At 66.0% G+C, this 13655-nt stretch carries 15 protein-coding genes; 6 read left to right on the forward strand and 9 right to left on the reverse strand.

Annotated elements, in window-relative coordinates; genetic code table 11:
• Nucleotides 1-5: 5 nt before the first annotated feature.
• A complete protein-coding gene (locus JCQ34_RS12695; protein ID WP_286397991.1) occupies nt 6-854 on the reverse strand; it encodes a PHP domain-containing protein in 849 nt (282 codons plus the stop codon).
• An 80-nt stretch (nt 855-934) separates the two neighbouring features.
• On the opposite strand from JCQ34_RS12695, the gene JCQ34_RS12700 reads away from it, so the two are divergent.
• Nucleotides 935-2509 carry an aminopeptidase P family protein gene (locus JCQ34_RS12700; RefSeq protein ID WP_286397992.1) on the forward strand — a complete coding sequence of 525 codons (1575 nt, stop codon included), beginning with the start codon at nt 935-937 and terminating at the stop codon, nt 2507-2509.
• Nucleotides 2510-2608: 99 nt separating this feature from the next.
• On the opposite strand, the gene JCQ34_RS12705 is transcribed toward JCQ34_RS12700, so the two are convergent.
• On the reverse strand, nt 2609-3577 hold the full coding sequence (locus JCQ34_RS12705; protein ID WP_286397994.1) for a general stress protein: 969 nt from the start codon (nt 3575-3577) through the stop codon (nt 2609-2611).
• A gap of 77 nt (nt 3578-3654) precedes the next feature.
• Here JCQ34_RS12705 and JCQ34_RS12710 point away from each other — a divergent pair, with 77 nt between their 5' ends.
• Genes JCQ34_RS12710 through JCQ34_RS12720 form a run of 3 tightly spaced genes read left to right on the forward strand, consistent with a single transcriptional unit; the run spans nt 3655 to nt 6830 of the window.
• Nucleotides 3655-4938, forward strand: coding sequence for a magnesium transporter MgtE N-terminal domain-containing protein (locus JCQ34_RS12710; protein ID WP_286397996.1), 1284 nt, complete (start codon nt 3655-3657; stop codon nt 4936-4938).
• Nucleotides 4922-5614, forward strand: coding sequence for a DUF1003 domain-containing protein (locus JCQ34_RS12715; RefSeq protein WP_286397998.1), 693 nt, complete (start codon nt 4922-4924; stop codon nt 5612-5614). The genes JCQ34_RS12710 and JCQ34_RS12715 overlap by 17 nt, the downstream gene beginning before the upstream one ends.
• Nucleotides 5615-5672: 58 nt before the next feature.
• Nucleotides 5673-6830 (forward strand): Mrp/NBP35 family ATP-binding protein, encoded by a 1158-nt coding sequence (locus JCQ34_RS12720; RefSeq protein ID WP_286397999.1) that lies wholly within the window; start codon nt 5673-5675, stop codon nt 6828-6830.
• Nucleotides 6831-6875: 45 nt separating this feature from the next.
• Here the strand turns inward: JCQ34_RS12720 and JCQ34_RS12725 are convergent, their stop codons facing one another.
• The 3 genes from JCQ34_RS12725 to sigE all read right to left on the reverse strand — a co-directional run bounded on the left by JCQ34_RS12725 (nt 6876) and on the right by sigE (nt 8868).
• Entirely contained in the window at nt 6876-7280 is a 405-nt protein-coding gene (locus JCQ34_RS12725) for a Sec-independent protein translocase TatB (RefSeq protein ID WP_286398000.1), read from the reverse strand.
• Between the two features lie 69 nt (nt 7281-7349).
• Nucleotides 7350-8246 carry an anti-sigma factor gene (locus JCQ34_RS12730; protein WP_286398002.1) on the reverse strand — a complete coding sequence of 299 codons (897 nt, stop codon included), beginning with the start codon at nt 8244-8246 and terminating at the stop codon, nt 7350-7352.
• Between the two features lie 7 nt (nt 8247-8253).
• Complete coding sequence (gene sigE / locus JCQ34_RS12735) at nt 8254-8868, reverse strand: RNA polymerase sigma factor SigE (protein ID WP_286398004.1); 615 nt, start codon at nt 8866-8868, stop codon at nt 8254-8256.
• Nucleotides 8869-9096: 228 nt separating this feature from the next.
• On the opposite strand from sigE, the gene JCQ34_RS12740 reads away from it, so the two are divergent.
• Nucleotides 9097-9729: an O-methyltransferase gene (locus JCQ34_RS12740; RefSeq protein WP_142133214.1), complete on the forward strand. Its 633-nt coding sequence runs from the start codon at nt 9097-9099 to the stop codon at nt 9727-9729.
• Between the two features lie 60 nt (nt 9730-9789).
• Here the strand turns inward: JCQ34_RS12740 and JCQ34_RS12745 are convergent, their stop codons facing one another.
• From JCQ34_RS12745 to JCQ34_RS12760, 4 genes are all read right to left on the reverse strand, one after another.
• Nucleotides 9790-9957, reverse strand: coding sequence for a DUF3117 domain-containing protein (locus JCQ34_RS12745; protein ID WP_009357720.1), 168 nt, complete (start codon nt 9955-9957; stop codon nt 9790-9792).
• A gap of 233 nt (nt 9958-10190) precedes the next feature.
• Nucleotides 10191-11447, reverse strand: coding sequence for a hypothetical protein (locus JCQ34_RS12750; protein WP_286398007.1), 1257 nt, complete (start codon nt 11445-11447; stop codon nt 10191-10193).
• Entirely contained in the window at nt 11444-11917 is a 474-nt protein-coding gene (locus JCQ34_RS12755) for a DivIVA domain-containing protein (RefSeq protein ID WP_286398009.1), read from the reverse strand. Before JCQ34_RS12755 ends, JCQ34_RS12750 begins: the two co-directional genes overlap by 4 nt.
• Nucleotides 11918-11961: 44 nt before the next feature.
• Nucleotides 11962-12744: a TIGR00730 family Rossman fold protein gene (locus tag JCQ34_RS12760; RefSeq protein WP_286398011.1), complete on the reverse strand. Its 783-nt coding sequence runs from the start codon at nt 12742-12744 to the stop codon at nt 11962-11964.
• Nucleotides 12745-12848: 104 nt separating this feature from the next.
• Here JCQ34_RS12760 and JCQ34_RS12765 point away from each other — a divergent pair, with 104 nt between their 5' ends.
• Nucleotides 12849-13604, forward strand: coding sequence for an amino acid ABC transporter ATP-binding protein (locus tag JCQ34_RS12765; RefSeq protein ID WP_175316462.1), 756 nt, complete (start codon nt 12849-12851; stop codon nt 13602-13604).
• Nucleotides 13605-13655 lie beyond the last annotated feature (51 nt).

Here is a 13655-nt window from a genome sequence, read left to right on the forward strand (position 1 = left end):
GCGTTTCAGGGGCGGACGACCATGGCTCCCGTCCCGAGTTCCTCGATCCGCGCCAACATGCCTGGCGCCGTGAGGTTCTCCCCGAGCAGGTTGGGCTTCCCGGTTCCGTGGTAATCAGAGGAGCCGGTGACCAGCAGGTCATGCTTCGCCGCGAGCCGGCGGAGGAAGTCGCGGCCCTCCTCCGGATTGTCCCGGTGGTCGATCTCCAGGCCTGCCAGGCCGGCGTCGATCATGTCGCGGTACGTACGCTCCCCCACGATCCGCCCCCGGGCGGAGGCCACCGGGTGGGCGAACACCGGCACGCCGCCGGCGGCACGGACAAGTTCGACGGCGGTGGCAGGGTCCGGAGCGTAGTGCGGAATGAAGTACCGCGAGCGGGAGGTGAGGATGGAGGCGAAGGCCTCCGAACGGTCCTCCACTACCCCTGCGGCAACGAGGGCGTCGGCGATATGCGGCCGGCCCAGGGTGGCGCCGGGCGCAACGTGGTGGATCACGTCGTCCCAGGTCAGCGGATAGTCTTCGGCCAGGATGGTCACCATCCGCTCGGCCCGGGTCTGGCGGGAATCCTTGGCCTTGGTGATCTCCTCCAGGAGGCCTGGATGGGTGGGATCGTGCAGGTAGCTCAGGAGGTGGACACTGATGCCCTCCTCCGTCCGGCAGGAGACCTCCATCCCAGGTACCAGGGCCACCCCGTACGTTGCAGCAGCGGCGGAAGCCTCCGCCCAGCCTGCCGTTGAATCATGGTCGGTCAGCGCCACCACGTCCAACCCCGCACGGGCAGCAGAGGCCATGACATCGGCAGGGGTCTCGGTGCCGTCGGAGACGTTGGAGTGGGCATGCAGGTCAATCCTCACTTATCCAGCGTAGTGGACCGGGAACAACAGACCCGGGAGGCCTGTTCGCTTAGCCGGGAAGCTGGTGAGACGATTGTGCCGTGAACGATGCCGAAAACACCCAAAACTCTGCTTCCCAGCCGTTGGAGGAGCGCGTCAACAACCGCTCCCAGCGGCCCAGTTCCAACGCCTTCAAGGCCTTCATGGCCAGCAATTGGGCGCCGTCCAGCCAGGAGCTTCCCCAACTCGACGCCGTCGCCCCCTATGCCGCAAACCGGCGCAAGGCGATCTCCGCCCTGTTCAAGGGCGAACGCCTAGTCATCCCCGCGGGGCCGTTGAAGGTCCGGTCCAATGACTGCGACTACCGTTTCCGCCCGCACTCCGGCTTCGCGCACTTGACCGGACTCGGCCTGGACCACGAGCCGGACGCGGTCCTGATCCTGGAACCGGTGGAAGAAGGAACAGGCGAGGACGGCGGGAACCACCGCGCCACGCTCTACTTCCGGCCGCTGGCCGGCAGGGACACGGAACAGTTCTACGCGGACTCCCGCTCGGGCGAGTTCTGGATCGGGGCCCGTCCCACCCTCGAAGAGTTCGAGGCCCGCCTGGGCCTGGCCACCGCACACATCGACCAGCTGGAAACAGCCATCACCAAAAATGTGGGCGCCCCGGAAATCGGCGGCATTTCCATCCGCCTGGTCCGTAAGGTCGACGAGAACATCGACGCCCTGGTGGACACCGCCCGCTACAACACCGCCAGGGACCCCGAGAACCTGGACCTGGGCGTCCTGGATGCCCTGGACGAAAAGCTCAGCGAGGCGCTCTCCGAACTGCGCCTGCTGAAGGACGAGTGGGAAATTGAGCAGATGAAGATCGCGGTGTCCGCTACCGTGGAAGGCTTCGAAGAGGTTGTTAAGGCTTTGCCGCGCGCCCTCACCCACGCCCGCGGCGAACGCGTGGTGGAGGGAGCGTTCTTCGCCAGGGCCCGCGAGGTGGGTAACGAGCTTGGCTACGACACCATCGCGGCCTCCGGCAACAACGCCACGGTGCTGCACTGGACCCGCAACACCGGCCGCATCCACGCCGGCGAACTCCTGCTCCTGGACGCCGGCGTCGAGGCCGACTCGCTCTACACCGCGGACATCACCCGGACGCTTCCGGCCAGCGGCACCTTCAGCGACATCCAGCGCAAGGTCTATCAGGCGGTGCTCGATGCAGCCGATGCCGGCTTCGCCGCCGCCCAGCCGGGGACCAAGTTCCGCGACATCCACACCGCGGCCACCACGGTCCTGGCCGAGCGCCTGGCAGAGTGGGGAATCCTGCCCGTCACTGTTGCGGAAGCGATCAGCCCGGAAGGCCAGCAGCACCGCCGCTGGATGCCGCACGGCACCAGCCACCACCTGGGACTGGACGTCCACGACTGCGCGCAGGCCAAGCGGGAACTCTACCTCGACGGCGTCCTGACCGAAGGCATGGTGTTCACCATCGAGCCGGGCTTGTACTTCAAGAAGGAAGACCTGGCGATCCCGGAGGAGTACCGCGGCATCGGCGTCAGGATCGAGGACGACATCCTCATGACTGCTGAGGGCCCCGTCAACCTCAGCGCAGCGCTGCCTCGCAAGGCAGAGGACGTGGAGGACTGGATGGCCGGGATCTACCGGACCGAAGAAGCCTGATTCGCCCCAGCGATTAACAAAGAGCGGGACCGCCGGATTCTTTCCGGCGGTCCCGCTCTTTGTGTGTCCTGCTGTCAGGCTCTGTAAACCTACCGGCTGCTACTGCCGGTGTTCGCCCCGGTGCTGGTCGCCGTCGGATCCGTAATGTTCTTCCGCACGATGTGCTCCACCATGGTGTTCCTGCTGTTCCGCACCATGTTCCGGGCTATGTCCCGGACCTTGCTGCCCGGCGTCCGCGGCGGGACCCTGCGGGAGCCGGACGCCGTACTGGGGACGGCCGTCCGGCAGGTCCGGGTAGCGGACCGAACGGACGGGCTGTTGCTGGCCGCCGCCATACTGCTGGTTGCCCTGCTGCCCGGCGTCGTGCGGATACGCGTGTCCGTCCTGGGCCGAGGCACTGTGCTCGGGTCCCTCGTGGGAAGGGCCTGCAGGCCGCTGGCCGTACGGGTCATTCCAGCCGGCCGGACGCGCGGGCCCCTGCTGCTGCGGATGCTGCTGCTGGTGGGGCTGGTTGTAGTAGTCGTTTTGCGTGTACGGACCATGGCTGGAGGCGGCGTCGGAACGGGACATCGGCAGCTGCTGCAGCAGGCGCCGGGCCTCGTGGGCTGCTTCGGGGGCCACGATGACGTCATAGTTCGTTGCCACCACCTGGCTGGTGGACGTGAAGTCGCGCTTGCCGCGCTGCATGGCGTAGGTGACGATGCCGAAGAGCATGAAGAAGGCGGCACCCATCAACACCGACGTCATGATCGAAAAGTATCCGGGGGAAGACGCGAAGAAGGACAGCATGACGCCGACGAACAGGCCAAACCACATACCGCTCAGTGCCCCCGAAAGTGCCACCCGGGGGTAGCTCAGCCGCCCGGTCACCCGCTCCACCATCTTCAGCTCATTGCCCACGATGGAGACCATCTGGACCGGGAACTGCTGGTCCGCCAGGTAGTCCACGGCTTTTTGCGCGTCGAGGTAGGAGGTGTAGGAGCCAACGGTGTCACCGGTGGGAACAGCCCGGGCATCGTCCGGTCCGTTCGGGGCGCCGGCCCTGGGTGCACCAAATAAGTTCGACATAACCCCATTCTTGCCCATCAAGGTGGGTGCTGCCTGTAAATTCAGCTAAAAGAGAGCAGACTCGGTAGCCTGTAGTGGTGAGCACAACACCTACACGCGTCTTCGTGGCGCGCCTTCTGGGCCTCGATGTCTTCGACCCGCTGGGCGACCGGCTGGGCCGGTTGCGCGATGTTGTTGTGCTGTCCCGGGGAACCCAGGGTGCCCCGCACGTGGTGGGCATCGTGGTGGAAGTTCCGGGCAAGAAGCGCGTCTTCGTGCCCATGACCCGCATCACCTCGATCGACCAGACCCAGGTCATTTGCACCGGCCTGGTCAACCTGCGCCGGTTTGAACAGCGCGGGGCGGAAACTCTGGTGGTAGCTGAGATGTTCGACCGGCGCGTCACGCTCCGCGACGGCAGCGGCGACGCCACCATCGAAGACATCGCCATCGACCAGCACAGGTCGCGTGACTGGTTCGTCAGCAAGCTCTTTGTCCGGCGCGGGCATTCGCTGTCGCCCCTGAGCCGGCTGCGCCGCAACGAAACCTTGATCATTGACTGGGCAGACGCCCAACAAGGCCAGAAGACCGAGCCGCAGGCCGCCACCCAGTTCGTGGCCAACCACGAGGACCTTAAACCCGCCGACTTCGCCGAGGCCCTCCAGGAGATGAGCGACAAGCGCCGCTTCGAGGTGGCCAGCGAACTGCAGGACGAACGCCTGGCGGATGTCCTCCAGGAGCTCCCGGAGGACGACCAGGTGGAAATCCTCTCCGCACTGGATCTCCAGCGCGCAGCCGACGTGCTGGAGGAGATGGACCCGGACGACGCCGCCGACCTCCTTGGTGAGCTCCCCTCTGCCCAGGCCGAGGAACTGCTGCAGCTGATGGAACCCGAAGGCGCCGAGGACGTCCGCCGCCTGCTCGAATATGACGAGGACACGGCCGGCGGCCTCATGACCCCCGTGCCGGTGATCCTCCCCCCGGAAGCCACCGTCGCCGAAGCCTTGGCCCACGTCAGGCGCGAGGAGCTCTCCCCCGCCCTGGCGTCGTCGATCTTCATTGCCCGGCCGCCGCTGGAAACGCCTACCGGCCGCTTCCTGGGCGTGGTGCACATCCAGCAGCTGCTGCGTTTCCCGCCGTTCGAGGCACTGGGAAACCTGGTGGACAAGAACCTGGAGCCGCTGTCCGACCAGGCGCACATCAGCGAAGTGGCGCGGACGCTGGCTACCTACAACCTGAACTCCCTCCCGGTGATTAACGACGCCGGCCGGCTTGTGGGGGCGGTGACTGTTGATGACGTATTGGATCATTTGTTGCCGGACGACTGGCGCGCCCATGATGGCGAAGCCCCGATAAGAAAGCTCGGTGGCCGCATTGGCTGATATCAGTGCTCCGAAGAACCCCAACCAGCGGAACCTGGCCAAAGCGGAATCAAAAGGCAGCCTCGACACTCCCCTGAGCGGCAGGCAACGGATCCTGCCGACGTTCCGCCCGGACCCTGATGCGTTCGGGCACGCCACCGAGGCCTTCGCCCGGTTCATGGGTACGCCCCAGTTCCTGGTGTATATGACGGTGTTCTGCATCTTTTGGCTGGGCTGGAACACGTGGGCGCCGGTTGATTGGCAGTTCGACTCCCGGGACCTTGGTTTCACCCTGCTGACCCTAATGCTGTCGCTGCAGGCCTCCTACGCAGCACCCCTGCTGCTGCTCGCGCAGAACCGGCAGGACGACCGTGACCGCGTCTCCCTGCAGCAGGACCGCCAGCGCGCCGAACGCAACCTGTCCGATACCGAGTACCTCACCCGGGAGCTTGCCTCCCTTCGGATCGCACTGCGCGAGGTAGCCACCCGCGACTACGTCCGGGCCGAACTGCGTTCCCTCCTTGAGGACCTGCTCGAGGCCCAGGAGGAGCTGCGCACCCACGACGACACCGGCCCGGGATCCCACGAATCTCCGCGGGACAAGGTCAAGGACAAACTGCGCGAACAACGGGACCGGCAGCGCAGCCCGCGTACCCAGCAGATCCCCCGGGTCAAACCCGGCCACTCTGCCCAATGACCGCCAGGCCGTCCACTATCCGGCGGCCCGCAACTGCATGAAAGCCGAGGCTCCTCCTATGAGCGCCCCTATCGATCCCGCCACAGCAAGCGCCGCCCCGCTGCACCAGGCCGTCAACGACGCACTGGCCACGGTCATCGATCCCGAACTGCGCCGTCCCATCACCGAGCTGGGCATGGTGGATTCCGTCCAGGTGTCCGACGACGGCAAGGTCACCGTGGCGGTCCTGCTTACCATCGCCGGCTGCCCGCTGCGGGACACCATCACCGCCGATTCCCAAAAGGCCCTTTTCGCCGTTCCCGGTGTCACCGCCGTCGACGTCGAACTTAAGGTGATGGACCAGGCGCAGCGCGACGCCCTCAAGGAGAAGCTGCGCGGCGCGGGCGGGCAGCGCAGCATTCCGTTCAATGACCCCGGCTCGCTCACCAAGGTCTACGCTGTGGCCAGCGGCAAAGGCGGGGTGGGCAAATCCTCCGTCACCGTCAACCTGGCCAGCGCCCTGGCCGCCCAGGGCCTCCGAGTGGGCATCGTGGACGCGGACGTGTACGGATTCTCCGTCCCTGCGCTGATGGGCGTCACGCAAAAACCCACCCAGGTGGACGACATGATCCTTCCCCCCGTTGCGTATGGCGTGAAGGTGATTTCCATCGGCATGTTCGTCAGCGGCAACAAACCGGTCGCCTGGCGCGGACCCATGCTGCACCGGGCCCTGGAACAGTTCCTCACCGACGTTTACTTTGGCGACCTGGATGCCCTGTTCCTGGACCTTCCGCCGGGCACGGGTGACATTGCCATCTCCGTTGCCCAGTTACTGCCCAAGGCCGAAATCCTGGTGGTCACCACTCCCCAGGCGGCAGCGGCGGACGTCGCAGAACGCGCAGGTGCGATTGCCACCCAGACCGGGCAGAAGATCGCGGGCGTCATCGAGAACATGTCCTACCTTGAAATGCCCGACGGCGGGCGGATGGAACTGTTCGGAAGCGGCGGCGGGGCGGTCCTCACGGAACGCCTTAGCGCCACGGTAGGGGCCGACGTTCCGCTGCTGGGCCAGATACCCTTGGACATCCAGTTGCGGGAAGGCGGGGACTCTGGGGTGCCGATCGTCCTGGGCCAGCCGGCTTCGGCGGGAGCGGCGGCGCTGGCGGCCATTGCAGGGCAGTTGGCGGCCAAACCCCGCGGCCTGGCAGGGATGAAGCTGGGGCTGCAGCCCCGCTGAGCAGTAAGCCCCGATGACGAGGCAGGCCTAAGTGGCCGGGCGGGCTTAGGTGGCTTCGGTGTCGAACGGGGCAATCTCGCCCGGGGCCAGCCTCTCCACAACCCTTTCGGGCCGCGCAGGAGCGGACTCGGCTGCTGCCGCGGCGCCGGAAACTGCAGCCACGGCGGCCGGGGCGCCCGCGCTCACAGGCTTGGTGTCGTCGTCGAGCAGTGCTTCCTTGATGATGCGTCGGGGATCGTACTGGCGCGGATCGTATTTCTTCCAGTCGACATCGTCGATATCGATGCCCACTTCTTCCTTGATCTGCTCACGCGCGCCGTTGGCCATGCGGCGGACTTCCTTGACCAGGTTCGCCAGCTTCTGGGTATATTCAGGCAGCCGCTGGGGGCCGATCACCAGCACGCCAATGATCAGCAGAAGAATGAACTCCGGGCCGTTGATTCCAAACACTTTAGGAAGATTACCCTTTCCGGGCCACGAGTGACGATTCCCGTCCGGCGGACGGAGCAACAGTTCGGGTCACTGCGTAAACAGCGCCGCAATCTTGCCGAACCCGCGCTCCAGCCGTGCCTCCAGCGGCTCGGCCGCCTGCCCCTCTGAGCTGTCCGGAACAGCGGCCGCCACCCCCTCTGCGGCACTGTCCACAAGCCGTTTGAGGATGGGCAGGGCTTGGTTCGACTGCGCGGCGGGCAGGTCGGAGCGGTAGGTGACGGTGAGGCCTGCCGCGCGGTAAGTGGCGGCCCCTGGTGACGTGGCCCAATCCTGCGAGGGGCCTGTTTTCCCACCGTCGGCTTCCGCCGGCGCACTTCCGGCAGCGGCAGCCTCTACTGCCGCCTGCCCGGCGACGGGATGCTGTTCCGTGACGGTGGCATGATTGGCGCCGTCCGTAAGCCAAAGCTGCACCGCAGGCTGGCCGTCAACAACCAGCGCCTTGGCCGATTCCACGTGGAATCCCATGGCCTGCAGTTCAGGGCAGGCCCAGCCCTCGGAGCGCAGCGTTGCGAGCTGTGCCGCGGTCAACGTCCTGCCGTCCGCCGGTGTCTGCGAGGAGACATGCGAAAAGGCCGCCTCCGTGCCCACCGCCCCGCCGGCCGTGGGATCTCCAGCCGCCGTGAACGCCCCAACGGCCAACACTCCGGCCGCGGCCACTGTCCCGCCGGCAGTCAGCGCAAGGGCCCGGGCAGCCAGGCGGGAAGTGCTGCTGTGGTCCACGGACGGTGCCGGCTGTGCGGCCAGTTCTGAGGTGCGCGCCAGCAGCCGTGCGGTCAGGTCATCGCTGGCGGGCGGTACGGGAGCGTCCCGCAGACGCTCCAGGTACTGGCGTTCCCGGCGAACGGTGGCAGCGCACTCCTGGCAGGCCTCCAGGTGGCTGCCCGTGCGCTGATGCCTGCCACCGAAAGGAAACTGGGACCTCATGTGCCGTTCAGAGGATGCCGGCGATGCGCGGCATCTTGAGCTTGCGGCGGGACTGCTGGGGGCGCGGGTCGCGGTGGGCCAGCTTCTCCCGGAGCATCGTCCTGCCCCGGTGGATGCGGGACCGGACAGTGCCCAGCTTGACGCCCAGCGCCTCCGCGACTTCGTCGTAGGACAGCCCCTCGAGGTCGCACAAAACCACGGCAGCGCGGAAGTCCGGCGGAAGTTCCTCCAGCGCGGCCTGCACATCAAGATCGAGGTTGTTCAGTTCGAAGCTTTGCTCGGGACCGGGCTCGCGGCCCGGCAGCCGGGACTCTGCGTCCTCCGCCAGGGCATCGAAACGGATGCGGGTCTTCCGGCGCGCCTGGTCAAGGAACAAGTTGGTGGTGATGCGGTGCAGCCAGCCGTCGAGCGTTCCCGGCTTGAAGTTGTCCAGGGAACGGAAGACGCGGACGAACACTTCCTGGGTGAGGTCCTCGGCGTCGAACTTGTTGCCGGTCAGGCGGTAGGCCAGCCGGTAGACCTTCGCGGAATGGTTGGTGACCACTTCTTCCCAGGTGGGACGGACCCACTCATCATCGGGATTGTTGACTGCAGGGACAGGTGCCACAACTGAAGATGACATCGTCCACTCCCCTCGTGGAATGCTAACGCCCGGATACTGTTGACATCTCTGATTCGGCGCCGGTCACCTTTTGGATGAGCGGATACCAATCATGTCAAACTTGGCTGGGAATTTCCTGACCGCAGGCAAACTTCAGCCTTGGGCGCAACGGGTGCTTTCCCGGCCTGACCGGCCGGACACAGTAGGCTTGGGGAGACATTCCCCCCTTACGCCCAGAAAGCGAAATCCATGAGCGCCGACAAGTCCAGCAGCTGGTCCTATGCAGAAGATCTGCCCGCTGAGGATGAGGTTATGCTTCGGGCCCGGGAGCGGTCGTTTGAATTGGGCGTCAGCGCCATCAGCCCCGGCGTGGGCGCCGTCCTCACGGTGCTGGCTGCTGCATCCAAAGCCCAGACCGCCGTGGAAATCGGCACAGGCGCCGGCGTCTCCGGCGTGTGCCTCCTGCGCGGCCTAAGCCCGCACGCGGTCCTGACCACCATCGACGTGGACGTCGAACACCTGAGGGCGGCCCGCGAGGCATTCGCCGAGGCCGGCAGCCCGGCCAACCGTACGCGCACCATTTCCGGCCGCGCCGGCGATGTCCTGCCGCGGCTGACGGACGGGGCCTACGACCTGGTGTTCATCGACGCGGACAAGCCCGGCCTCCCCGGCTATGTGGAACAGGCCATCCGGCTGCTCAAGCGTTCCGGGCTGTTGGTCATCAACGACGCCCTGGACAAGGACAAAGTGGCCAACCCCGCCGGCCGGGAGCCCAACACGGTGACCCTGCGTCAGGTGGGCAAGGCGATCCGCGACGACGACAGGCTGGCGTCGGCAATGCTTCCCACCGGGGACGGCCTGCTGGTGGCCGTCAAGAAATAGGTATCCCCCAGAGACGGACAGGGTCCGCAGCCCGCAGGCTGCGGACCCTGTCCGGCACGTTTATTCGGTAACGCCGACCAGGCATTCCTTGAGATTGGCTGCTTCGGCAGCATTCAGTTCGACCACCAGGCGTCCGCCGCCTTCGAGCGGGACGCGCATGATCAGGCTGCGGCCCTCCTTGGTGACTTCCATTGGGCCGTCGCCGGTGCGTGGTTTCATAGCCGCCATGAGGAATTCCCCTCCATTTTGTCCCAGGACTGATCAGCCCGGGCGGGCTGTGTCCGCATGTCGATCAGGCGGCTATGGCGGGGTGTTGGCTCCACCGCCAAGGCTGCGCGTTTTCTGAATGCTTTTGTCCTTGCTTACCTATCATTATCGCGGAATTACCCGCACGTAGCTAATCGATGGACATTTTCCTGGGCGTGTTATTCCCGCCCTGACCTGCGCAGAAGCATGTATTGCTACGGCGGATAATCCCCTCCGCCGGGCAGCGGCGCCCACGCCCACAGCCAGACGATCCACACTACCTGGAGCAGCAGGAACATCACCACAACGGTCCCCCGGTACGCCCTCGACCGGGAGAGGAACACCGCGCCCAGGGCCAGTGGAAACAGCGGCAGCAACATCCTGAAGGTGCTGGTCTGCGGGTGGAGGAAGGCCAGCAGGTAGCCCATGTAGCAGGCGCACCACAGCCTCAGTTCGACGCCGAGCCGCACCACCGGGGGAAGGAACAGCATCGCGCCGAACAGCGCCACGAACATCACGGGGGCCAGGACGCCCACCACCGGGCCAAATAGCTCGACGCCGGTGTCGAACCACGGTTTGAAAGGCACCAGGTCCTGGCCGCGCCACACCGTCTCCGTTTTGGTATAGGCCTGCGGGTCACCCGTGGCCGCCCACGCCACCGCGGGCCAGGCGAGGCCGGAGACGCCTGCGACGGCGGTAAGCCCGGTAAGTGCCGCCAGGTCCCGGCCGGAATGGGATGCGTCATCGCTGCCGCGCTGCGGGCCGGCGCGGACGAATGCGACGGCGCGGAAGACCAGGAGCAGGCCCACCATGGCGGCAAAGGGGACACCCACCGGCCGGGACAGGCACAGCAGGACCACCACGGGCATGGCCCACAGGTACTGCCGGCGCACTACCAGCAGCAGGGCCCAGGCGAGCAGCAGGAGCGACAGGGGTTCGGCGTAGGGCACCTGGAGGACGGCGGAGACGGGGAAGACCGAGAAGAACGCAACCCCCCACATGGCGGTGGCATGGCCGGCCTTCTGCCGGAACAGTTGGTACACCGCCAGCGCTGCGGCCCAGCCGGCCAGCATGGCGATCAGAGTCAGCGAGGCTGCTGGGTTGAGGCCGGTGAGGCGACTGAGTCCGCCTGCCAGAGCCGGAAAGAGCGGGTAGAAGGCCCAGGTATTTTCCTGCACGTTGCCGGCAGTGTCCGTGGGAAGGACCGACGGGTAGCCGTTGGCGATGACCTGGCCGTACCAGCGCGCGTCCCAGATGTTGATGAAGTTCCAGTAGTCCGGCTTTGGCGGGAACCAGGGGTTGGGTCCCTGGTGGAGGGCCGCGGCCATGAAGATGCAGGCGGAAACCAGCCTCGCCGCCGCGTACAGGGCCATCACCTGGAGCCAGGACGGCCAACTGCGGACGGCGGAGGCCGCGCGGTGGGCTGCGTTGCCGGCCGATGCCAGCGGGTTGCGGCGGGCCACCGTGCTCACAGGCCACCCTTCCCCGGTGCTGCGTCCTCAGGGACCTGCGCGGAACCGCCATGGAGGGCAGCCTCTCCGGCGCTTCCTGTGCCCGGCTCTTCCCCTGCCTCATCACCGGTGACGGATCCGGCGTCGGACGACTGCTCCGCAGGATCCTCCGGGGCCTCCAGCCTGCCGCGAAGCTCGGCTATTTCCGCATCCTTTGCAGCCAGCTGGCCCCGTAGCTCGTCCAGGACCTGGTCCACCTGGTCCATCCGGTAGCCGCGCAGGCCAAGCGAGAAACGCAGCCGGGTCACGTCCTCGGGAACGGCGTTCCCGGGAAGGAGCACTGGCGGAAGGTTCGCGGGCGGCTCCTCGAATCCGCCATCCAGGAGTGCAGGCAGCCCGGTGTTGCCGGTTGCGCGGGAACGCCGGCCCAGGCCGGCCCAAAGGACCGCCGCCACCAGCAGGACGGCGAGGAAAACGAGGAAGAAGCTCACGGTTCCATCGTGCCAGACCCGCCGGCTGGAACCGTTGCGCCAGGCTACTCCGGCCGCTGCTCGCCGGTCATCGCTGGGGCCACCGCGACGTGCAGGACGCGGTCCACGGCTTCCGCGGGGTCGTCCACCAGTTGGATGAGGTCCAGGTCCTTTTCGGAAACCATGCCCTCGGCCACCAGCGTGCCCCGGATCCAGTCGATCATCGGTCCCCAGAAGTCGACGCCAAGGAGCACGATGGGGAAGGACGTCACCTTCCGCGTCTGCACCAGGACCATTGCCTCGAACAGCTCGTCCAGGGTGCCCAGTCCGCCGGGGAGCACAATGAAGCCCTGGGCGTATTTAACGAACATGGTCTTGCGGGCGAAGAAGTAGCGGAAGTTGATGCCGAGGTCCACCCACTGGTTCAGGCCCTGTTCGAACGGCAGCTCGATGCCCAGGCCCACTGACACCCCGTTGCCTTCCACCGTTCCCCGGTTGGCCGCCTCCATGGAGCCCGGGCCGCCACCGGTAATCACGGCGACTCCGGCCTCGGCGAGCTTGCGGCCCACTTCCACGCCCATCTCGTAGTAGATGCTGCCGGGTTTGGTGCGGGCTGAACCGAAGACGCTGACCGCTTTTCCAATGTCCGCGAGCGCCCCGAAGCCTTCCACGAACTCGCTCTGGATACGCAGCACGCGCCAGGGATCCGTGTGGACGAACTGGCCGGGGCCTTTGGTATCAAGCAGGTGCTGGTCCGACATTTCCACTGCCGCCTGCTTGCGGCGCAGCTCAAGGGGCCCCTTACGGCGCGGCTGGGAATTCTTGGCCGGATCTGCGTTGATGCTCATTCCCCTAGGCTAACCTCCAACTGCAGGTATCTCTTGAATCACGATCAGCACGAAGTTGGGGTGATTGGCGTCATAACCCCCGGTTGTTCGCTAGATTCTTTCCTATGACTACTCATGTGCCCGGCGATGCTCTCGTCTCCCTGAACGCCGTTAACAAGCATTACGGCCAGCTGCACGTTCTGAAGGACATCAACCTGCAGGTCCGCAAGGGCGAGGTTGTTGTGGTCATCGGACCCTCAGGTTCCGGTAAGTCCACCCTCTGCCGGGCCATCAACCGCCTGGAGACCATCGAGGGCGGAACCATCAGCATCGACGGGAAAGTCCTCCCCGAGGAAGGCAAGGAGCTCGCCCAGCTCCGCGCCGACGTCGGAATGGTCTTCCAGTCGTTCAACCTCTTCGCACACAAAACCATCCTTGAAAACGTGACCCTGGGGCCTATCAAGGTCAAGGGCGTTTCCAAGGGGGCCGCTGAAAAGGACGCCATGGCGCTCCTGGAACGGGTGGGCGTGGGCCACCAGGCCCCCAAACTCCCGGCCCAGCTCTCCGGCGGCCAGCAGCAGCGCGTCGCGATTGCCCGCGCCTTGGCAATGAAGCCGAAGGTCATGCTGTTCGACGAGCCAACCTCCGCCCTGGACCCCGAAATGATCAACGAAGTGCTGGACGTCATGGTCCAGCTCGCCAAGGAAGGCATGACCATGATCGTGGTCACGCACGAGATGGGCTTTGCCCGCAAGGCGGCGGACCGCGTGGTTTTCATGGCTGACGGCCAAATCGTTGAGGATGCCACCCCGGAGGAATTCTTCACCAACCCGAAGAGTGACCGCGCCAAGGACTTCCTGTCCAAGCTGCTCACGCACTGACTCAACCGAACAAACACACTTCAGTTCGCATCCAGGCCGGAAAACCCACGG

This window comes from Pseudarthrobacter defluvii (assembly GCF_030323865.1).
GTDB classification, from domain to species: domain Bacteria; phylum Actinomycetota; class Actinomycetes; order Actinomycetales; family Micrococcaceae; genus Arthrobacter; species Arthrobacter sedimenti.